This is a genomic window from Dehalococcoidia bacterium (assembly GCA_035574915.1).
Taxonomy (GTDB): domain Bacteria; phylum Chloroflexota; class Dehalococcoidia; order DSTF01; family WHTK01; genus DATLYJ01.
This window is the reverse complement of record DATLYJ010000133.1, coordinates 1-20,988: the sequence shown is the minus strand read 5'-3', so window position 1 is coordinate 20,988 and position 20,988 is coordinate 1. Positions and strand designations below refer to the sequence as shown.

13 protein-coding genes are annotated in these 20,988 nt (G+C 65.5%); 6 read left to right on the top strand and 7 right to left on the bottom strand.

Annotated elements, in window-relative coordinates; all coding sequences use genetic code 11:
- Together VNN10_12580 and hisS are read right to left on the bottom strand one after the other, a co-directional pair.
- On the bottom strand, positions 1-3,072 hold a 3,072-nt coding region (locus VNN10_12580), incomplete at its 3' end, for an RHS repeat-associated core domain-containing protein (GenBank protein HXH22854.1).
- Positions 3,073-4,807: 1,735 nt separating this feature from the next.
- The gene (gene hisS, locus VNN10_12575; protein HXH22853.1) at positions 4,808-6,076 is read right to left on the bottom strand and encodes a histidine--tRNA ligase; all 1,269 of its coding nucleotides are present in this window, start codon (positions 6,074-6,076) and stop codon (positions 4,808-4,810) included.
- A gap of 93 nt (positions 6,077-6,169) precedes the next feature.
- On the opposite strand from hisS, the gene VNN10_12570 reads away from it, so the two are divergent.
- Genes VNN10_12570 through ilvA form a run of 3 tightly spaced genes read left to right on the top strand, consistent with a single transcriptional unit; the run spans position 6,170 to position 8,676 of the window.
- On the top strand, positions 6,170-6,784 hold the full coding sequence (locus VNN10_12570) for a CoA pyrophosphatase (GenBank protein HXH22852.1): 615 nt from the start codon (positions 6,170-6,172) through the stop codon (positions 6,782-6,784).
- Between the two features lie 5 nt (positions 6,785-6,789).
- A complete protein-coding gene (locus tag VNN10_12565; protein ID HXH22851.1) occupies positions 6,790-7,428 on the top strand; it encodes a histidine phosphatase family protein in 639 nt (212 codons plus the stop codon).
- 3 nt (positions 7,429-7,431) lie between these two features.
- Entirely contained in the window at positions 7,432-8,676 is a 1,245-nt protein-coding gene (gene ilvA / locus VNN10_12560; GenBank protein HXH22850.1) for a threonine ammonia-lyase, read from the top strand.
- 107 nt (positions 8,677-8,783) lie between these two features.
- Here the strand turns inward: ilvA and VNN10_12555 are convergent, their stop codons facing one another.
- Positions 8,784-9,749, bottom strand: a complete 966-nt coding sequence (locus tag VNN10_12555; GenBank protein ID HXH22849.1) for an aldo/keto reductase — start codon at positions 9,747-9,749, stop codon at positions 8,784-8,786.
- A 234-nt stretch (positions 9,750-9,983) separates the two neighbouring features.
- On the opposite strand from VNN10_12555, the gene polA reads away from it, so the two are divergent.
- A complete protein-coding gene (gene polA / locus VNN10_12550; GenBank protein ID HXH22848.1) occupies positions 9,984-12,959 on the top strand; it encodes a DNA polymerase I in 2,976 nt (991 codons plus the stop codon).
- A 504-nt stretch (positions 12,960-13,463) separates the two neighbouring features.
- Positions 13,464-13,844, top strand: a complete 381-nt coding sequence (locus tag VNN10_12545) for a hypothetical protein (GenBank protein ID HXH22847.1) — start codon at positions 13,464-13,466, stop codon at positions 13,842-13,844.
- 190 nt (positions 13,845-14,034) lie between these two features.
- On the opposite strand, the gene VNN10_12540 is transcribed toward VNN10_12545, so the two are convergent.
- Together VNN10_12540 and VNN10_12535 are read right to left on the bottom strand one after the other, a co-directional pair.
- Entirely contained in the window at positions 14,035-14,514 is a 480-nt protein-coding gene (locus tag VNN10_12540; protein HXH22846.1) for a CinA family protein, read from the bottom strand.
- A gap of 15 nt (positions 14,515-14,529) precedes the next feature.
- Positions 14,530-15,807, bottom strand: coding sequence for a serine hydrolase domain-containing protein (locus VNN10_12535; protein ID HXH22845.1), 1,278 nt, complete (start codon positions 15,805-15,807; stop codon positions 14,530-14,532).
- Between the two features lie 126 nt (positions 15,808-15,933).
- Between VNN10_12535 and VNN10_12530 the strand changes: the two genes are divergently transcribed.
- Complete coding sequence (locus tag VNN10_12530; GenBank protein ID HXH22844.1) at positions 15,934-17,205, top strand: MFS transporter; 1,272 nt, start codon at positions 15,934-15,936, stop codon at positions 17,203-17,205.
- Between the two features lie 7 nt (positions 17,206-17,212).
- Here VNN10_12530 and VNN10_12525 read toward each other — a convergent pair whose 3' ends face one another.
- Both VNN10_12525 and VNN10_12520 read right to left on the bottom strand, forming a co-directional pair.
- Positions 17,213-19,933, bottom strand: coding sequence for a hypothetical protein (locus VNN10_12525; GenBank protein HXH22843.1), 2,721 nt, complete (start codon positions 19,931-19,933; stop codon positions 17,213-17,215).
- Between the two features lie 136 nt (positions 19,934-20,069).
- The gene (locus VNN10_12520; protein HXH22842.1) at positions 20,070-20,921 is read right to left on the bottom strand and encodes a hypothetical protein; all 852 of its coding nucleotides are present in this window, start codon (positions 20,919-20,921) and stop codon (positions 20,070-20,072) included.
- Between the last annotated feature and the right edge of the window lie 67 nt (positions 20,922-20,988).

The following is a 20,988-nucleotide window of genomic DNA, read 5'->3' as shown; positions in this document are numbered from 1 at the left end:
GCCTGAGCTGATGAACGCGTTTACGATGCGCACAGCCATCCCGTAAACCTGTGCTCGTACCCAGTCGTTCGGGTCGATGTAGGAATCCTGACCCGTGAAGCAGTGGCGGACTGCCGCGCTTGCGAACACGCAGGCGTCGCCGAAGCGCTCCGCCAGCTCGATCCTGTCGTATGGGTGCTCGGGATGACCGTCGCCAATATACAGATAGCAGTCGCCTTCCGGGGAGCAGGCAGGGTCGCCGATCTCCGTCGACTCCCAGCAAACGGTCGCCTGCCATTCATCGCTCCAGCCGCACTGCCGGTACAGCCCCGTCGGGTCGATGAAGTTCGTGGGGCTGTTGCCGGCGTACGGATAGCCGCCGCCGAGCGGGTCCCGCGACAGGAAGCGCCCCGTCGCCGGGTCGTAGTAGCGGGCGCGGAGGTACTCGAGGCCGTTGGGGTCGTTCTGCTCGCCCGTGAAGGTGAACTCCGTGGTGCTGGGACCCGAGTGGCTGCGCACGGCGCCGAAGACGTCGTAGGTCCAGGTGTCAGTGACGTTACCCGAGGCGTCGCAGAGGGCCACCGTCGACCCGAGGCCGTCCGTGAGGCGGTAGGCCGCGTTCCCGAGGCCGTCAACCCAGTACAGCATGCCCGTGGGGCCGTACACGTAGGTAGTCGTAGAGCTGCCGTTGCTGTCCTGCAGGATCACCGGCAGGCCCGCGGCGACATCCCAGACGTAGCTGTTCGTCTGCGTCCCAATTGTGCGGCTCATACGCAGGCCATCACCATTGTACGCATAAGAGTCGGAGACGCCGCCAATGGTGGCGGTCTTGAGCCTGTTCTCGTGGTCCCAGGCAAGCGTATCGGAGCCGCGGGCGGTGACGTTACCGTTGCTGTCGTAGCTGTAAGTCACGCTGCCGGCGCTGGTGAGCTGGTCGGCGTTGTCGTAGATGTAGGTGGTGCTGTTCTTTGTCAGGCGGTTGCCGTTCGCATCGTAGGTGTAGGTGTCAGTCTGGGAACCCGGGTACGTGACAGACGTGAGGCGGTAGAGGTTGTCGTATGCGTAGGTCGTCGTGCCGGAACCGTCCACCATCTGGGTGCGGACCCCTGCAGCGTTCAATGTGTAAGTGTTGAAGGCGAGCGTCTGGCTACCCCCCTTGACCCAGGACGTACCTGTCAGGCGGCCAGCGCCATCGTAGGTGTATGAACCAACGAGGCCGGTCCCAGACGGGAGCGTCACGCTGGTGAGCTGGCCGGCACTGTTATACGCGTAGCTTGTCTGACGGCCGCCCCAGTCGGAGATGCTCGTGATGTTACCCGCTGCGTCGTAGGCGTAGTCAACGTACTTGCCGTCGGGGTATGTTGTCCGGCTACGGTTTCCGACATTGCTGTACTGGTAGGAGACTACCTTATTGCCAGGGAAGGTCACGCCAATGAGGCGATTGAGCGCGTCGTATCCATAGGTCGTCGTGCCCGTCCCGTCTGTCATTTGGGTGCGGTTACTCATCGCGTCGTACTGGAAGCTCACGCTCGAGGTGGCAATTGATCCGCAGGTCGTGTAGGTCACGGCGGTCAAGCGATTGAGCGCATCGTACGCATACCCGGTTACGCAACTCCGCGCGTCTGTGCGCTGAGTTACGTTCCCAGCTGCGTCGTACTGAAGTGAGGTGGTCAGGTTGTTAGGGTCCGTCGTCGAGGTCACGCGGTCCAGGGCATCATACGCGGCGGTGCTGGTTTTCCCACGCGCATTGGTAACACTGGTAACGTTGCTGTTGGCGTCGTACGCGTACAACGTAACTCCGTTAGCCGCGTCCGTCACGGTGGCGGTGCGGTACAGGTTGTCATAGGTGAAGGTGGTGGTCCTGTTCAGAGGGTCGGTTACAGTCAGGATAGCGCCGCGCCAGTTGTAGGTGTAAGTTGTCGTGTTATTGAGACTATCTGTGACCGTCAGCCTGTGGCCGCGGGCGTTATAAGTAAACGCTGTTACACGCCCGAGTTCGTCTGTTACTGAAGTGAGCCGCCCTGCACCGTCGTAAGAGAACGTCGTCTTCGGCGTGCCCGGTACCGCGAAGCGCGGATCGACCTTTGCACTCATGTCGCCCGCGGCATTGTATTCGTATTTGGTCTTGTAGCCGGTGCAGTCCGTGAGGGTAGTGGAGGCTATGGCCTCAGTAATCAGACCTTGAGCATTGACCGTGAAGCAGTCCCTCTTCTTGATTACCCCTGAGGCGTCCTTAAAGTGCACCTCGACGAGATTGCCGCTGGCGTTGTAGGCGTAGTCCGTGACGCGGCCAAGCGGGTCAGTAGCGGTGTCGAGGTCGTTGAGGGACGTATAGGTGAATGTCCACTTCTTGCCGTTGGCGATGAGGCTGCAGTTCGAGTTGGTGTTCAGGGCGTCGATGGCCTGGGTTACGTTCCCGGCGGTCCCGTAAGAAAAGGATGTCTTACGGCCCAGCGGATCTGTGACGCACAAAGTATTGTCGTTGCTGTCGTAGGTGTAGGTCGTTGTCCCGCCAAGGTGGTTCAGAACCTGCGTTGTTCTGAAGGAAGAGTCGAAAGTGTAGGTCGTCTTGTAGCCACGCGGGTTCAGTACCGCAGTCTTGCCACTACCAGGGTTCGGGGAGATTGTCGGGCACCCCGCGGCGCCATTCGATGCCGAGGCGTAGTAGAAGCAGGTAACACCGCCTGCCGCGTCTACCTGCTTGGTCACTCGGTTGGAACTATCGAAGGTGTTCTGGAAGGTGGTCTTTCCGCCGGGATCGACCGACGATGTCATGCGGTGGTTGCTGTAGGAGTACGTCGTCACGCCGCCGCCAACATCAGTGGCCTGAACCAGATCGCCGCTGCCGTTGTAGGCAAATTGCACCGTCCGCCCGGCGGAGTCCGTTATCGTGGTAACGCGGCCAGACGTATAGGAGAATGTAAGCGTCTTGCCGCCAGGCCCGGTTACCGTGCTCACTCGTCCGCTGCTGTAAGCGACGATAGTCGTGTTGTTGTTGCGGTCCTTGATGCTTGTGAGTCTCCCGGAGGCGTCGAAGCTGTAGCTGACCTGGCCGGGAGTCGTAAGCGTGTAGGTGCCATCTACATTGGCCACCAGCGAATCAAATGTGCCTGGCGGCGCTTGGAAGGGAATGGGGAGCGGTGCTTCCATGCGGACAGCTATGTAGGGCATCGTCGACTGGCCGCTGCTCCATCCCATAACCAGAGGCGTAACGGCCTTAGAGCTTCCCATACGCTTGGAGTCATAAGCGAAGTTAGAGAGCTGCGTCTGAGAGGATCCGGGCGTTAACGGGGCAAACAGCTCGCTGATGATGCCAGCGAAGTCAACTGCCAAAGCGTTGGTCCCGGGGAAAGTCGTGTAACCGTCCAAGTTGCTTACCGCCGACGGCGAAGACTGGGCTGCACCACTGATAGAAATGGCCGTCGCGAGCCTGGCCGGCGAGCCTGCAAGGTACGGGTAGTCAACCGAGATCGTGGCCGTCCCCCCCGGTGGGTTCAGCAAGTACCAGACATCCATCGACATGCCGCAGGTCGCATGCCATCCAGTAACGCATTGATTCCTTGCGAGGAGCTGGAGCGCGTTACCCCCATAAGTCACGAATTCTGGGGCGCCAACGATATCATACCCATACTCGTGCTCTACCTCCTGGTGCTTATACCAAGTGCCAACTAGCAGGATGCGGTTGTAAAGGGGGCCCCCGTTATTCTGATCCGGCGTGGTGTGACTCCACGACAGGTCCCCGCTTCCGGAAGTCACGGTGACACCGTCAGCTGTGGGGGCTGGCCCTCCGCGAGTGAAGTTCGCTGTCTGCCCATCCGGGTAGCGTACGGTCACGGAGCCATCAGATTCAGGTGTTAACCCGAAGCTGTAGGTGTTTGTCCAGCCGTATCCCAAGGTGCCGTTGAATGTCGAATTCGAGTTGTAAAACCGCGTGAAACTGAGGTCGGCCCCTACGGCCGGCAGCACAAGGTCTGTGCTGTGGATGGCGAAGTTCCCGTTCGTAGTGTCTACGGGGTCGGCCGCCTTAGCTGACTTGCGGCCACCTCTCCCTAATCGCGCTTCCAGTTGGTCCATCGCCACATCATCGATACCAATGGCCCCATTAGAGCCTTTGTCCCGCACAAACTTCAGGCGTATGTTTTGACCTGCCCACCTCTCCACAAGAATGAACTGTTTCTGCCACTCCCTCTCGCAGGCGCAGGAGAGCCGTGCAACTTCGGTTCGGTGTTCGTAATTCGGACCAGACAGCACGAACACTCGAAGGGCGTTGCGCTGCTCGCCGCGCTCGAAGAACTTGTACTGGAACCCTATCTTTGTCGTCTCGGGCCGGATCGTGAAGGGCGAAGAAACCAGTTCCGTTTCGTCTTCTCCCAGAGAGGCATAGTGGTCAGTGGGGCCTCCATTTTCCAGACGGACAACACCCCGGGCGAGCTGCCAGCCCTCCGGTGCGATGCGTCCGGCGCGAACCTCGAGCGAGTTCAAGATGGAGTCCGGGACGGGCGAGTTGAACGTCGCATTGGCCGGCGCCAGGCTGATGGCCTCGGACTCAATCGCTTCTGCCCTGTGGCGTCGGGGCAAGTCCAGCCCCATGTCAGTCGTGGGCTGCGCGCCGACGATGAGTGCCGCGGATGCGGCGAGCGTGCCAAACCATAGCCGGCCGGACATAACTGGCCTCACGTGACAATCTTTGGCAACACTAGTCCGGGCCGCCGGGGTTGAGAATTGTGGGACTCTATTGCGGGGAAACGTTTCTTGTCAACGAGTCAGCGCTCATTGTTATGACTTTGCAACGATTCGCCTCGCGGGGAGTGCCGGCTTCTGTGCGGCTTTAGCGCGCGAACAGGCGCGGCAGCTCCCCCAACGCGACGCGCTCCTGCGTCGCCGCCTCGAGGTCCCGCACCGTCACGGCCCCGCCTTCCAGCTCCTCCCGGCCCAGGATCAGCGCCCGCCGGGCGCCCATGGCGTCCGCCTGCCGCATCTGCGCCTTGAGGCTGCGCTCCGCTGCCCCGAGGACTACGGTCGCACCCCTGGCCCGCAGGTCCCGCGCCAGGCGCAGGGCTGCTGCCTGGGCCTCGGCGGCGGCCACGGCGATGAAGGCGTCAGGAGGCGCCGGCGGCGGCGGGCCGACCTCCTTGCGCTTGAGGTTCAGGATGATCCGCTCGATGCCCGTGCCGAACCCGACTCCCGGCGTCGGCCGGCCGCCAAGCTGCTCGATCAGCCCGTCGTAGCGTCCGCCGCCGCCGAGCGTCCCCTGCTGCGACTCGTCGCCGCGCGGTATGAATTCGAAGGCCGTGCGCGTGTAGTAGTCGAGCCCGCGCACCAGCGTGTGGTCGATGTCGAAATCGATGCCGAGGGCCTCGAGGTAGCTCTGGAGCGCCCCGAAGTGCGCGGCGCACGCTTCGCAGAGGTAATCGGCGATCTTGGGTGCGCCCGGCTTGAAGGGCTGGCAGGGCTCATTCTTGCAGTCCAGCAGGCGCAGGGGGTTGACCTCGAAGCGCCGGCGGCAATCCCCGCAGAGGCGGTCGAGTTTGTCGCGATAGTAGGCGCGCAGGCGCTCGATGTACGCCGGCCGGCAGCGCCCGTCGCCGATGCTGTTGAGGTGCAGGAGATAGTCCGAAAGGCCCAGGGTGTCGTACAGCGTCCGCAGCAGGTCGATGACCTCCGCGTCCAGCGCGGCGCTCTCATCTCCGATCGCCTCGGCGCCGAACTGGTGGTGGACACGGTACCGGCCGGCCTGGGGGCGGTCGTAGCGGAACACCGGCCCGATGTAGTAGAGGCGCACGGGCTGCGGCCGCGAGGCCATGCCGTGCTGGATATAGGCCCGGCATACTCCCGCCGTAACGTCCGGCCGCAGCGCAAGCTCGTCGCCGCCGCGGTCCCGAAAACGGTAGATCTCCTTGTCGACGATGTCGGTACCCGCTGCCTCGCGCCGCTCCCAGACGCCCGCGAACTCGAAGATCGGCGTGTCGATGCGCTGGTAGCCGTAGGACTCGGCGATGCGCGCGGCCGTGTCCCGGACCCACCGCCAGTACGGCTGCTCCTCAGGCAGGATGTCCGCCACGCCCCGGGGCGCGCGGAACTGCTTTGCGTCGGCCATGGCCTTCGAGAATAGACAGCGGCTTCGCCTTCTGTAAAGCGAGGCCAGGTTTCGTCTATGACGCTGCCCCGCTGGTCGCGGCATAATACTGCCGTGATCGCCGACATACGCGCCCGGCTGTCCGCCTACGTCCACGCCGCCCTGCCCGTCGAAGAGAGGCCGCGCGCCGCCGTCCTCATCCCGGTCTACCAGCTCGGCGACGACCTCCACATCGTCCTCACCAAGCGCACCGACCGGGTGGAGCATCACAAGGGAGAGATCAGCTTCCCGGGCGGGGCCCACGACCCCGAAGACGCGGACCTCATGGCGACCGCCCTGCGCGAGAGCTACGAAGAGATCGGGCTCCACCCGAAGCACGTCGAGGTCATCGGCCGCCTGGACGATTTCATCACCGTGAGTCAGTTCCATGTAACGCCGTACGTGGGCGTGATCGACCCGCAAGCGGCGCCCTACCGCTGGCGCCCGCAGGAGCACGAGGTCGCGGAGGTCCTCGAAGTACCGCTGCCGCACCTGCTGGACCCCGTGAACCTCGTCCGCGAGCTGCGCACATTCCCTGACGGACGTGTATCGGAGATGGAGTCCTTCCGCTGGCGCGAGCACCTCGTCTGGGGCGCCACGGCGAGGATGCTGAAGAACTTCCTCGAAGTGGCAGTGCCAGCGGGCGGTCGCGGCCCCGCGGCGCCAGGCCCCTCCCGGACCGCCCTCTAGCCGCGATGAGGCTGGTGCTCGTCCGTCACGGCGAGAGCGTCGGCAACTTCGAAGGCCGCCTCCAGGGCCATACCGACTACGACCTTACCCCGAAAGGCCGCGTCCAGGCGTTGAAGACTGCCGCGCGGTTGCAGGGGATGGGAGTAACGGCGGTCTACACCAGTCCCCTCCTGCGCGCCGCAAACACGGCGCGGGCCATCGCCGGGCAACTGGGCTGCCCGCCCGTCGAACTGCCGGGCGTGCGCGAATACGACTTCGGCTCGCTGGCCGGCGCCACCTACCAGGAGTTGCGGCAGCGCTTCGGCGGGCCGGCCGTCGGGCCGGATGGCCGCCCCGCCGAGCGCATCTACCCCGGGGAGGAAGGACGCGAGGCCTTCTTTACTCGCGTCACCGCCGCCATGTGGGAGGTGGCAGAGCGGCACCCGGAAGAGACGGTGGCCGTCGTCTCGCACGGCGGCCCCATCGCCCTCTTCAGCCAGCTCGTGCTCGGCCTGCCCTATCGCCGTCCGATGCCCTTCGCCATCGACAACTGCTCTCTTACCATCATCCACGTCCATGATGGCGGCGACCCGCCGCCGGGCCGCGCGCGAGCGACCCTTCTCACCCTGAACGACTGCTGTCACCTTCGCGGCAGCGAGGCCTGAGCCGTGGTCACAATTGACGACATTCGCGCCGCCGCCGGCGTCGTGTACGGCGTCGCGGTCGAGACGCCCTGCCTGCACTCCCTCAGCCTCAGCGAGACCTTTGGCGCCCCCGTTTACCTCAAGGCGGAGTGTTTGCAGCACACCGGTTCCTTCAAGGTAAGGGGCGCCGCGAACCGGATCGCCATGCTGACGCCGGAGCAGCGGGCCAGCGGTGTCGTCACCGCCAGCGCTGGCAACCACGCCCAGGGAGTCGCCATTGCCGCCCGCGCTGCCGGCGTCAGCGCGAAGGTGGTGATGCCGAAGAACGCGGCCCTGGCCAAGCTCCAGGCCACGCGAGGCTACGGCGCCACGGTGCTGCTGCAAGGCGAAAGCTTTGCCGAAGCCCAGGACGCGGCCTTTGCCATCGCCGCCGAAGAGCGCCGGGTCATGGTCCCCCCTTTCGACGACGATGCGATCATTGCCGGCCAGGGGACCGTGGGACTGGAGCTCGCCGAACAGTGCCGCGCGGCGCAGCTGGTACTGGTCCCGGTCGGCGGTGGCGGACTCATTGCGGGCGTCGCGACCGCGGTCAAGGCGCTCCTTCCCTCGGCGAAGGTCGTGGGCGTGCAGGCCGCCGCCGCGCCCGCGGCCGCGCGCTCGCTGGCCGAGCACCGCCGTGCTCACGTCGACCCCAGGCCCACCCTCGCCGACGGCGTCGCGGTGCCGTCGCCGGGAGCGCTAACGCTTCCCCTGATGGAGCGTTACGTCGACGACATAGTGGTGGTCGACGAGGAGGCGATTGCCCAGGGCATCGTCATGCTCTTGGAACGCGGCAAGCTCGTGGCGGAGGGGGCGGGCGCGCTTGGCGTCGCGGCGCTGATCGCAGGCGCCGTCAGGACGGAGGGCAGGACGACGGCTGTCGTCGTTTCCGGCGGCAACATCGACATCAACGTGCTCGCTACCATAGTCCAGCACGGCCTGTTGCACGCCGGGCGCTACCTGACGCTTACGGTCGGCCTCGACGACCGGCCGGGTACGCTGGCCTCCCTCCTGCGTCTCATCGCCGATTGCTCCGCGAATGTGCTCGAGGTCAACCACATCCGCCAGGGCATGCACCTGCCCGTCCGCGGCGTCGCCGTGCGGCTCCTCCTCGAGACTCGCGACCAGGCCCACATCGAGGAGGTCGCGGCCGCCCTTCGTGCCGCCGGCTACGTCGAGACGGCGGCGGAAGCCACCTCGCGCTCCTATCGCCCCTCAAGCTGGGGGTGAGCGAGAAAAGCCCAACAAATGAGCAGGGATCTGCAGGCGGGCAGCCATGGCCGCGGCCCGGTCCTCTGCTCGTCGTTCCCGGCCGTCTACTCTCTGCTGTGGCGCGCCTACCGGCCCCGCCCCTGCGGCTGCCCTACGCCGAGGATCTCGTCGATCTCCTTCATCTCCTCCGGCGTCAGGCGGTACTCGGCCGCCCTCACGTTTTGTTCCACCTGCTCCGGCTTCGTCGCGCCGGCAATGACGCTGCCGATGAACGGCTGCGATGCCAGCCAGCCGATGGCCAGCTCGAGCATCGTGTGCCCGGTGCGTTGGGCGACTGCCTCGAGCTTCATCAGGGTGTCGTAGTTGCGCTCGTTGAGGATGCGCGAAGCCATCGGGCCCATGCCGGCCAGGCGCGTGCCCTCCGGCGGCGGCTCGCCCGGCCGGTACTTGCCCGTGAGGAAGCCGCTGGCCAGCGGGAAGTAGGGCAGCACGCTCAGCCCGTACTTCTTGCATGCCGGCACCAGTTCTCGTTCTATGCTGCGCTCCAGGAGGTTGTACTGGTTCTGCGCCGTGATGAACGGCGTGAGGTTGTGCGTCTTCGCGACCCACTGCGACTCCACCACCTGCCAGGCGGCGTAGTTGCTGCAGCCGATGTAACGCACCTTCCCGGAGCGCACCATGTCGTCCAGGGCGCGCATCGTCTCCTCGGTTGGCGTCGAGGTGTCGGGGAAGTGGATCTGATAGAGGTCGATGTAGTCGGTATCGAGGCGCCGCAAGCAGTCATCGACGGCGTGCATGAGGTACTTGCGGGAGGCGCCACGCCAGTACGGCCCCTCGCCCATGGGGCTGGCGGACTTCGTCGCGATCACGATGTTGCGCCGGTGTGGCTTCAGGACCGGCGCGAGGAACTCTTCCGACTTCCCGCGGCCGCCGTAGACGTCCGCGGTGTCGAAGAACGTGATTCCCATGTCGATGCATTTCTCGACCACGGCCCGCGTGGCGTCCGCGTCAAGCCGCATGCCGAAGTTGTTGCACCCCAGGCCGATGACGGACACCTGCAAGCCTGAGTTGCCGAGATTCCTGTACTCCACGAACGGTCCTCTCTAGGGGCGGGGTGGGAAGAAAAACTTGCGCTGTGGAGTATACAGCGCCCGCCCTTATCGCCCATCCCGGAGACGCACTGCATCCCCGCGCCGGAGCAAGCCGGATGGTCCGCTTCGCCGGCAAAGGACAACGATGGTTCGCCGGCGCATGGTACGCCGCGCCCGGTCCGCGTTTAGACCATACATTCGGATTGCCGCGGGCCTCAGGGGTATAATCCCCCCGTGAACCTCCCCCCGGACCGCCCGCGCCGCCTCGCCATCTTCGACGGCCACGGCATCATTCACCGCGCCTACTATGCCCTGCGCGAGAACCCCCTCGCCGTGCGCCGCACGGGCGAACAGACCAGCGCCGTCTTCGGCTTCACCAACACCCTCCTCGCCGTCATCGACGACCTCAAGCCGACGCATGTCGCCGTCGCCCTGGACCTCCCCGGGCCCACCTTCCGCCACCAGGCTGACGTCACCTACAAGGCCACTCGCTTCGAGGGCATGAAGGCGCAGGTCGTGCGCTCCCTCGAGAGTATCGAGGGCCTCACGGACCAGGCGCGCCTGGAGATCGCCGACGCCGTCCTCGCCGCCCAAAGCCGCGACGAGGTCCGTCGCGGCCTGCTGGACGCGGCCGCGAGGGCCGGCGTCCCCGCCGAGGCCATGCCCGGCCTCGAGCGCTCCCTCGAGCCCGTGCAAGCCGCCTGGGACATCGCCCGCCAGATCGGCCGCGTCATCGAGATGTTGGAGGCCTTCAACATCCCCGTTTACGCCGTCCAGGGCTACGAGGCCGACGACGTCATCGGCACGCTTTCGGTGCAGGCCGTCGAGCAGGGCATAGACACCTACCTCGTCACCCTCGACACCGACTTCATCCAGCTCGTCCGGCCGGGCGTCAGTCTTTACATGATGCGCCCCTACCAACGCGACATAGTCTTGTACGATGTCGCGAAGGCGAAGGAGCGCTACAAGTTTGACCCGCCGCTCATGCGCGACTTCAAGGCCCTTCGCGGCGATGCCTCCGACAACATTCCCGGCATCCCGGGCGTCGGCGATGGCACGGCGACCAAGCTGTTGGTCCAGTTCGGCGACATCGATGCCATCTACGCCCACATCGACGAGGTGAAGCCGGACAAGCTGCGCGACCTCCTCAAGCAGTTCGAGGGCCAGGTGCGGCGCGCCCGCGAGATGGCCACCATCCGTTGCGATGTCCCCGGCGTCCGTCTTGACCTCGATGCCTGCGTCCTCGGCCGCTACGACCGAAACCGCGTGCTCGAGCTGCTGCGCGAGCTCGAGTTCCGCAGCCTAGTGCCGCGCCTGCCCCCGGTCATCGAGGACATCTCACGCCCGAAGCCCGCGAGCGTGGAAGTGTCAAACTACCAAACGGTCCGCGATGAGCCGGCGCTCCAGCGGCTGGTCGCGCGCATCCGCGAGACGAAAGGGTTCGCCTTCAATATCGAGGCCACCGCTGCCAACCCCTTTCACACCCACGTCGCCGGCATCTCCGTTGCCACCGCGCCCGGCGAGGCCGCATACATCCCGGTGGGGCATCAGGTCGAGCTCGGCGGCACGCCGCAGCTGCCGCTGCAGACGGTGCTGGACGCGCTCGGTCCCCTGTTCGCGGACGAAGGCACCGAAAAGACGGCGCACAACGGCAAGTTCGACCTCGTCCTGCTCGCCGACCGCGGCGTCCCCACGCGCAGCTACGCCTTCGACACGGCGCTGGCCGCCTACATCCTGGGCGAGACCGTGAGCCTCACGGGGGACCGCCCCGGCGCTGGCGCCCTTAGCCTGAAGTGGCTCGTGTCGCAGCGTCTGGGCCAGGAAATGAAGGAGATCACGCTCCTGCTCGGCAAGAGCGGCTCGAAACAGCTTGGCATCGACCAGGTGCGCATCGAGGACGCCCTGGAGTACTGCGCCGCCGACGTCGATTTCACCCTGCGCCTGCGCGAGCCGCTCGAGCGCGAGCTGCGCGACCAGGGCATGTGGAAGCTTTTCCATGAGATCGAGATGCCGCTCGTGCCCGTGCTGGCCCGCATGGAGGAGATCGGCATTGCCTGCGACGTCGCCGTGCTGCGCGAACTGGGCAAGGGCCTCAACGAGCAGATCCGCTACCTCGAAGAGAAGGCCTACGCGGAGGTCGGCCGTCCCTTCAATCTCGGGTCGCCGCAGCAGTTATCGCAGGTGCTCTTCGAGGAGCTCAAGCTGCCGAAGACGCGCCGGACCAAGCAGGGCTACTCGACCGACGCCCAGGCCATCGAGGCCCTGCGCGGCGTGCACCCGATCATCGACATCCTCCTCGAATGGCGCGAACTCACGAAGCTGCGCTCCACCTACATCGAGGCGCTGCCGGCCTACGTCGACCCGCGCGACGGCCGCATCCACACGACGTTCTCGCAGGCCGTCGCCACCACCGGGCGCCTCTCGTCCAACAACCCGAACCTCCAGAACATCCCCGTGCGCAGCGAGCTCGGCGGCCAGGTCCGCCGCGCGTTCGTCGCCCGCGACATCGGCCCGAACCCCCTCCTCATCTCCGCCGACTACTCGCAGATCGAGCTACGGATCGCCGCCCACCTGTCGGGGGACCGCAAGCTGATCGACGCCTTCCTGGCGGACGAGGACATCCACGCCGCCACGGCGGCGGAGGTGTTCGGCGTGCCCCTCGAGTCGGTGACGAAGCTGCAGCGCAACCGTGCCAAGGTCTTCAACTTCGGCGTCCTCTACGGCCTCAGCGAATACGGCCTGGCCACCCGCGAGCGCATCAGCCGAGAGGAGGCAAACCAGTTCATCAAGACCTATTTCGAGAAGTACGAGGCGGTGAAGCGCTGGCGGGAGGAACTGCTGGCGAAGGTGCGCCGCGACGGCTACGCCGAGACGCTGGCGGGCCGCCGGCGCTACATCCCCGATATCCACTCCTCTAACTACAACATCCGCTCCGCCGCCGAGCGCATGGCAATAAACATGCCCATTCAGGGCACCGCTTCCGACATCATCAAGATCGCGATGAACCGCGTCGACCGCGAGATGCAGGAGCGCGGCTTCAAGACGCGCATGCTCCTCCAGGTGCACGACGAGCTCATCTTCGAGGGACCCCGCGCCGAGGTCGACGACATGCGCGAGCTACTGCTGCGGATCATGCCCGCCTCCTTCGAGCTCGCCGTGCCTCTGAAGGTAGACGTGAAAGTCGGCCCGAACTGGGCTGACATGGCGTGACCACCTAAAGACTCTCTTTTACAGGTCTCTCCTCGCTGAAGCCATAGGAACCGAAAGCACTGTGAAATTCTTCGCGATCTAGCCGGCTTATCCTCGAACAGTTAGAATGGCGTCAATCGTGAAGGAGGCTCCTTATGGGCTCAATAGCGTTCGGTGATGAGAGTTCCATTCACTCCGGCAAAACCCCGTGTTACGGCATAGGTTGCTTCGTCCTGCCTTATGCCAACTTGCTTGATGTCATTGAGGGACTAGAGCAGATATACAGTCAGCATGGACTTGCCTACGAACTGAAATGGAACCGAGTCAGAGATTACCGCCCTATAGTGGAGGCGTCGATTGACGGTATTCGCCTGCTACTGAGCTCGAGGGCGATGTGGCAGTCCATAATCGTACATAAGCAGTCGTACGTCAAGTGGAGGACAAACGCCGAGGAGGCGTTTTTACCGAACCTACCAGTACGTTGCCCGTGAGGTCTGTAAAGCCGCTGGGGAGCCGGTTGACCTCATGATCGACAATCGTACTGATCACTACCCGAAGCGGGCGGAGACACTCCAGATCATCACGAATCACGCGCTCGCTAAAATTGGAAGTTCTGGCTACGTTAAGGAGTTGAGAAAGGTCGACTCAAAGCAGCAGCCTATTCTTCAGATTGTCGATGTCCTTTTAGGTGCCATAACGGCAGATACCAATCAGCGTCTTGATAGGTCGTACGTCCTGACGCCGGGCAAGATTGAGGTAATTCGGAGGATAGCAGGTCTTATCGGTTGGGATGCCCTGTCCTATGACACTTATCCGAATCCTGCGTTCAATATCTGGCACTTCCCAATTCAGTTTCGGGGCGTCTTCCCTTCACGACACGCACACCTGAACCTTCAACCGGTCTGACTGATCTGCATGCAGCGGTTGGAATTGCGCCTACGCCGGGAGCACGGGCCTGGGAGACGCGCTACGCTGGCATCACGTGGCTAAAGACACCGGTCTATGAGGATGGGCCCCTTCGTGAGGGTTGCACCCATGGAGCGCCGAGCACAGTTAGGGTTGGCGGCTCCAGTCCTGCCAGCAGGCCCGTGCCAATCTATCTCAGCGCCTCCAGCAGCACCTCCAGCGACCGCGTCGCGAAGGCCACCATGTTCGCCTCGCGGTCGGCGCTGCCGGTCTCGAACACCTCAGAGCGCGACACGGGGCCGCTGACCGCGATCACCGTGCGTCCGGGCTGCCCTCCCGTCGGCCCCGCCGTGCCGGCCTCGGCGATGCACCACGTCGCCTCCAGGCGCTGGCGCAAGGCCTGCGCCATCGCCGCCACGTTCTCCAGCGTCGCGCCGCGGTAGTTCTCGAACTGTTGAGGCGTCATGCCCGCCATGGCGATGCGAGACTGGCGCGTGTACAGCACGCCGCCGCCGCGGTAGTAGCGCGACGCGCCCGGAACCCAGAGCAGCGCCGCCGAGACCAGGCCCCCGGCGGTCGACTCCGCCACGGCGACGGTCTCGCCTCTCTCCGTGAGCGCGCGCGCAATCTCGGTCGCCAGCGCCTGCTGTTCGGGGGTCAGGAAGGGCATTGCCGCTGCCTCAGGCTACGCCAGCGACTGGTAGACGAGCCGCTCGAACTCCTCCCAGTAGGTGTTGCCCGGCATCATGAGCCGGTTCATGACCTGCGTGAAGCAGATGAGGAGAAGCTCCTCTCTCGGGTCCGCGAGGTAGTTCGTGCCTGCCGCCCCCGCCCAGCCGTAGGCGCCTACCGAACGCAAAACCGGCAGGCCGGCGTTGCTGTGCCGCACTACCACGCCGATGCCCCAGCCGAACCCCGGGCCCCGCATCGGCAGGAGCATGCCTTCCGAGTGGTCGCTGGTCATGTACTCCACGGTCTTGCGGCTCAGGAGGCGGGTGCCGTCGAGCTCGCCGCCATTGAGCAGCATCTGCCCGAAGCGCGCGTAGTCGCCGATGGTCCCCAGGACGCCGCCTTCGTCGCCGCCGGCGCCGAAAAAGGTCTTGGGCCCCCGGAGCTTCACGCTCTCCGTCGCCCGCTCCTGGGTTACCAGCCGCCACTGCCCTTCGACCTGCGCCGGCCGGTAGCAGTCCGGGAAGCGTGGTAGGAGCGTGTCATCGATGTACCAGTACGTGTCGTCCATGCCCAGAGGGGCGAAGATGCGCTCGCGGTAGAACTGGTCCAGAGGCTGCCCCGTGATCTCCTCGATGATCGCCCCGATGACGATGTAGCCCGCGTGGTACTCGTACGCCGACCCCGGGTGGAAGCTCAGCGGCAGGCGGGCCAGCGCTTCGACCCGTTCGCGCGTGTTACGGGAGCCGCTGCTTCCATCGGCTGATGTCAGCCAGCCGAGAGTCTCCATTTCGGCGCGGTAGAGGTTCCGGTAGGCCAGGGGAACGCGGCCCGGGCTGGCGATGCCGCTCGTGTTGCGGAAGAGGTCCCGGACGGTGATCTCGCGCCGGGCGGGCTCCGTCAACCCGGCCTGGAGCATGCCCTGGTCCGAGCGCACAACGGCATTCCTGAAGGCCGGTATGAACTTCGAGACAGGGTCGTCCGGCGTCAGCTTGCCTTCCTCGAAGAGGATCATGGCCGCCAGCCCCGCGAGCGGTTTCGAGTTCGAGTAAAGGCGGAAGATCGTGTCTTTGGCGACGGGACGCCGGCTCTCGAGGTCCATGTAGCCGCGCGCCTCGAAGTGCACGATCCGTCCGCGGCGCGCCACCAGGGTCACCAGGTTCGGCACCTTTCCCTCGTCCACGTAGCGCTGCATCGCCGGCCCGATGCGCGCCAGGCGGTCCGGCAGGAAGCCGAGGTCTTCCGGCTCCCCCAGCGGAAGAGGCGATCCGGTGGCGATGCTGAGGGCACTCATGCGCGACTCTCCTTCGGGCAGGACTCACTGGCGGCTGGCTGAGAATAGCTGGCTGCAGGGGCAGTGTCCACGCTTTGGCCGGTGCGCGCCGCGCAAGCCGGCGCGGGCGCCGCGTATACTCGGCGCATGGCCGGAGCAGCCGAGACAGGAGCGCCAGCCGTTCCTGCTAGCCGGAGGGTACCTGCCCTCCGCACCCTGGACGCCTTCTCCTCGCCGGCGTTTCGCCTCCTCTGGCTCAACACACTCTCCTTCTCGCTCGTGCAGGGCATCCAGCGCTTCGCCTTCGTCTGGCTGGTGATCGACGAGCTCGGCCAGCCAGCCTCGTGGGGAGGCCTCATCACCTTCGCCCTCGGCATACCCGCGATGTTCCTCATGCTGCCGGCCGGCGTCCTCTCCGACCGCGCCAGCCGGCGCGCCCTGCTGATCTGGACGCAGTCGCTCTCCCTGGCCGTGATTGCGGGCGGGACAGCGCTAATGTTCGCGGGCGTGATGACGCCCGGCCTGGCCCTGCTCGTGGCCGTCGGCAGCGGCGCCACCGCCGCTCTCGGGATGCCGGTCCGGACGGCGGTGCTGCCCGCCCTGGTCGAGCGGGACCGGCTCATGAACGCCATCGTCATGAGCACCGTCGGACAGAACGTGATGATGATCGGCGGGCCGATTGCGGCTGGCGCGGCGATCGGCCTCTGGGGGATCGGGGCCGGCTTCGCCCTGCAGTCCGTAGCCTACGCCGTCGGCCTGCTGGCGCTCCTTCCCCTGACCATCCCCGAAGCCGCGAGGCCAGCCGTAAGCAGGCGCCCCCTGCGGGAGCTGGTGGAAGGATTCGAGTTCGTGCTGCGGAGCCGGGAGATGAAGGCCCTGATCGTGACGCTCATGGCTTCCGGCCTGTTCATGCTCGGCCCGGTCTTTGCTCTCGTTCCGCCAATCGTCCGCGACGAGATGGGCCGCGGCGCCTCCGCGGGCGGCACGCTCTTCGGCATCATGGCCGTCGGCATGCTCGCGACGTCGCTGGTGCTCGCGTCTGTGGGCGACTTCCGCAACAAGGGCGCGTGGTTCATCCTCAACCTCGCCGTTGGGGGCATCGACGTCGCCCTCATGGGTGTCGTGGACTCTTTTGGCCTCCTGTGCGTCCTGATGTTCGTCTGGGGCATGGGCGGCGGCGTCTTCATCAACCTCAACCGCACGCTAATACAGGCGAACACGCCGGACGCCCTGATGGGCCGCGTGATGTCGATCCAGAGCCTTGGGATGGTCGGCTTCTCGCCCCTCGGTGGCCTGCTCGCCGGGGTGGCCGCCGAGCCGATGGGCGCGACGGCCTTCCTTGTCGCCGCCGGGGCTGCCCTGACCGCGGTCGCCCTCGTGATCTTCGCCACGCAGCCAGGCCTGCGCCGCATGTCGTGACCTCGCGTCAGGGGACGACGTTAATGGTGCGGCGGACAGTCGAGGCGCCCTGCGTACTGAACCAGGTTACCCCCTCTTTCACCAGGTCCAGCACCAGGCAGTAAGTGCCAGCTGCGGCGGGAGCCTGAACCTGCGCCGCCAGCGCTGACACGGTGCCACCGCTGGCGACACTCGACGGCAGGGCGGTGCGGCGCCCATCCCATATGGCCGTGGACGTGCCCCCGCAGGCGCCATTGCGCCAGTGATACGAGAAGTTGACCGGGTTTGACGTGGTGTTATTCCAGGTCGCCGACCCCGCATTCGTGAACGTCACCGAAATCGTGTTCAGCGAGCCTGCCGTCATGGACGACGGTGCGCCAATGGCTCCCCAGGTGACCCCGTAGGTCGCCTGATTCACCGTCACGGTCACCGCCAGGCCGGGAGCGCCCTGAGTCGAGAACCAGGTCACGCCTTCTTTCACGAGGTCGTAGACCAGGCAATATGTCCCCGGGAGGGTCGGCGCAATCACCGAAGTCGCGAGGTTGCTAACGCTTGCACCGGACGCCACATTGGCGGGGAGGGATGTCCGCACTCCGTCCCACACCGTGTACGAGCTTCCCGGACACGCTCCCGAACGCCAGTGGTAGGCGAGGTTCACGGGGTTGGGCCCGCTCGGCCCCCAGGTCTCGCTGCCGCTGTTGGTGAAGCTCACGTAGGCTGTCACCGTAGAACCCGTTTGGATGCTGGACGGCGTCGTGTGCCCATTCCAGGAGACACCGTACTGAGGCTGCGACACGTTTACCGTGACCGGCAGGACCGCCGCGCCCTGCGTGCTGAACCAGGTGATGCCTTCGCGGACAAGGTCGTAGACCAGACAATACGTGCCAGGCGCCGAGGGCGCTCGCACTGATGCCGCCAGGTTCGTGACGCTCCCCCCGCCCGAGACGCTAACGGGCAGTGAGGTGCGCAGGCCGTCCCAGACGGCCGTGGTCGTACCGTTGCAGGCGCCGTTGCGCCAGTGGTAGGCAAGCCTCACGGGGTTCGGTCCGCTGTTGGCCCAGGTGAGCGTGCCGCTGTTGCTGAAGCTCAGGACCGCGCTTACTGTTGCGGAGGTGTTAATGGAGGACGGCGTGCTGTGGCTGTCCCATCTCACACCATACGCCGGTGGGGTTGCTGTCGCCGTGGGCGTGCCCGTCGCAGTAGCGGTTGGTGTGCTGGTCCTCGTTGCCGTCGGCGTGGCCGTGCTGGTCGCGGTTGCGGTCGGTGAGGGCGTCGGCGTAGGAGTGCGGGTGGCCGTCGCTGTCGCCGTCGGCGTTGGTGTCGAACCCGCCCCAGGGGCTGTCGCCGCTGTGTAGGCCGAGTCGCCGCCCTGGCCCAGCGCCTTCATTCGATAGCAGTAGCTCCCCGTCCCCAATCCATCGCCGTAGTTGTCGTCGATCCAAATCGTGTCCGTGCGCCGCGCCGTGTGGACGGACTTGAAGGTGCCACCACAGCCGCTGTCGGAGCGCTCGATGTCGTAAGCAAGGGGCGTGGCCGATGCCGGCGTCCACTGGACCGTGTTCGAGCCAGACCCAGCAGCCACGGCAAAGCTGCCGGGCGTTCCCGGCGGGGCGCCCGAGAGCGGGTAGTTCGCAGCCGCGCCGGCCTGGTCGTCGGCGAGGATCGCTTTGCGCTGGCCGGTCTGCACGACCGGGCACATCAAGGGCGTCGCCGCCGTGCCGTCGCACACGCCGTCGCTGTGGCCCAGGCCAAGGCCGTGACCAAGTTCGTGCTCCATGGTGGACTGCAGCGCGATCTTCCCCGGCGTTATCCCGTCCGAGTCGTCCGGATCCCAGATCCAACCCGTGTTGTCGATCAGAGTGTCAGAGTCGAACCGGCTCCCGGACGAAGTCGTGCAGTAGTTGAGACCGATGACGCCCGTACCGGCGAAGTCCAGGTCTGCCCAGGCGATTGTGTTGAAGCCGTCCGTGTGATTGGTGCCGTCGCGCGCTGTCGTGAGGCCAGTGAGCCGGAACGACGGATAGGAGTCTGCCAGCGCCTGCCAGTTGTGCCACGAGTTGTAAGCGAGGCGCGCGAAGTTCGAACCGGTAGGCCCGCCCGCGCCCGGCCCGATCGCGTTCACCTCGAATGGCACCGGCATCGCTGCTGTCGACCAGGGTTGGCAAAAGGTCGTGTAGGCGATGACTGTCGTCGACTGCTGACTGGACCCGATCTCGACCGGCTTTCCGAGACGGTCGGAAATACGCCGTTCGAGCACGGCAATGGGCATTCGCGTCTCCGACTCGAGCTGAACGGCCTCGTTGCCCGCGAGGCTGAACTTAGATTGCCACAGCTGGACCAGCCGCAGGTCGCTGGCGCTCCTGAGGAACAGCAACACCCGCTCCGAGACGACGAAATTCGGCACGCCGCCTACGAAGAGCTGCGTGCCCCCGGCCGAGCCACCCTGTACCGTGATCGTCAGGCTCTGCCCCGCTGTTCCCTTGATCGCCCTCTCGACCCCTACCGTGACGTCCGTCACGATCCCGCCCGGCACGGCGCGCGATCGCAAGCTACTAACCCGCCCGACGACCACCAGGCCGGCGCGGTCTGTCTGGTCCTCCACGGACGACGGCAGCATCAGCGCGCCGTGGTACGCTTCCGGCGCTACGAGGGCGACGTGACTGAGGTCGCCGGCGCCTGCGCGCTCACCCTGGAACAGGAATGAGAGGACTAGCAGGGAGAACAGGGCAGGCGCCACTAGGGACTTCATCTGAGGAATAATCGGCATGCTCAGGCAGCGACTTTCGGCTTCTCCCTTCGTAGGGCGGGAGACGCCCGCTGCTCGGGCGGGACTGTCACTTCCCGTATGCAGGGTCCGGCCGGCGGACGTCGGTGCTCAGGGGTTGTTAGGCCGCGAGGGCGTCCTTCAGCGGTGCCCCACCGGCAGCCAGATCATGAAGGATGGCTTCGCCGCGTAGCTCCGAGTTCACTGCGTGGGCCGTCTCCAGGACGCGGATGGGCGCCCCCACCTGCCGGGCCAGGTCGAGGAGCGCCATCGTGTCCTTCGGAAGGCACTTGCCGCCGTAGCCCCGATAGCCGGAATCGTGCACATCAAGGTGGGAAGGCCCGATCCTGGCGTCGGCGGCGAGCCCTGCCCGGACCAGCTCGTAGTCCGCGTCGAGGGCGCATGCGAGGTCGAATAGCTCGTTGGCAAAGGTCACCTTGAGGGCCAGAAAAGCGTTCGTCGCGTACTTGATCAGCTCCGCAGATCGCGCAGGCATGACCGACTCGAAGGACGCCCGGGGCAGCAGCCTCAAGACCGCTCGAGCAGTCTCGGCGTCCCAGCGCCGAGCGTACCCGACAATCTGCCGGTCTGGTCTGACAAAGTCCTCCAGAGCGGAGTTCTCGCGCAGGAACTCGGGGTTGAAGAGGATGCGGTGTTGTGGGTAGTCCCCTTGAATGCTGTCCGTGGTCCCAGGGAGTACCGTGGATTTAATCACGATGGTTTTCGATCCGCTCAGGGCCGCGATCGCACCTCTCATTATGCTGTCATCGAAACCAGAGCCGGGCTGGTAGGGTGTCGGCACGCAGGCAAACACCAGGTCGGCCGCGTCCACTTCGATGGCGCTACCCAGTCCGAGGCCCGGGTCGTACAGGAGCGGCTTTATGCCGCGTGACTCCAGATAGGCCCTCAGCGCCCCCCCAACGACGCCAACGCCGATTATCCCGATGCGCTTGAACTCCAGGTAGTCAGGCAACCTTTCTTTTCTCCTCGCGGCCCCTTGCCGCCAACGGCACTACCGGCGCTAGCGTGGCTGTCGCTGC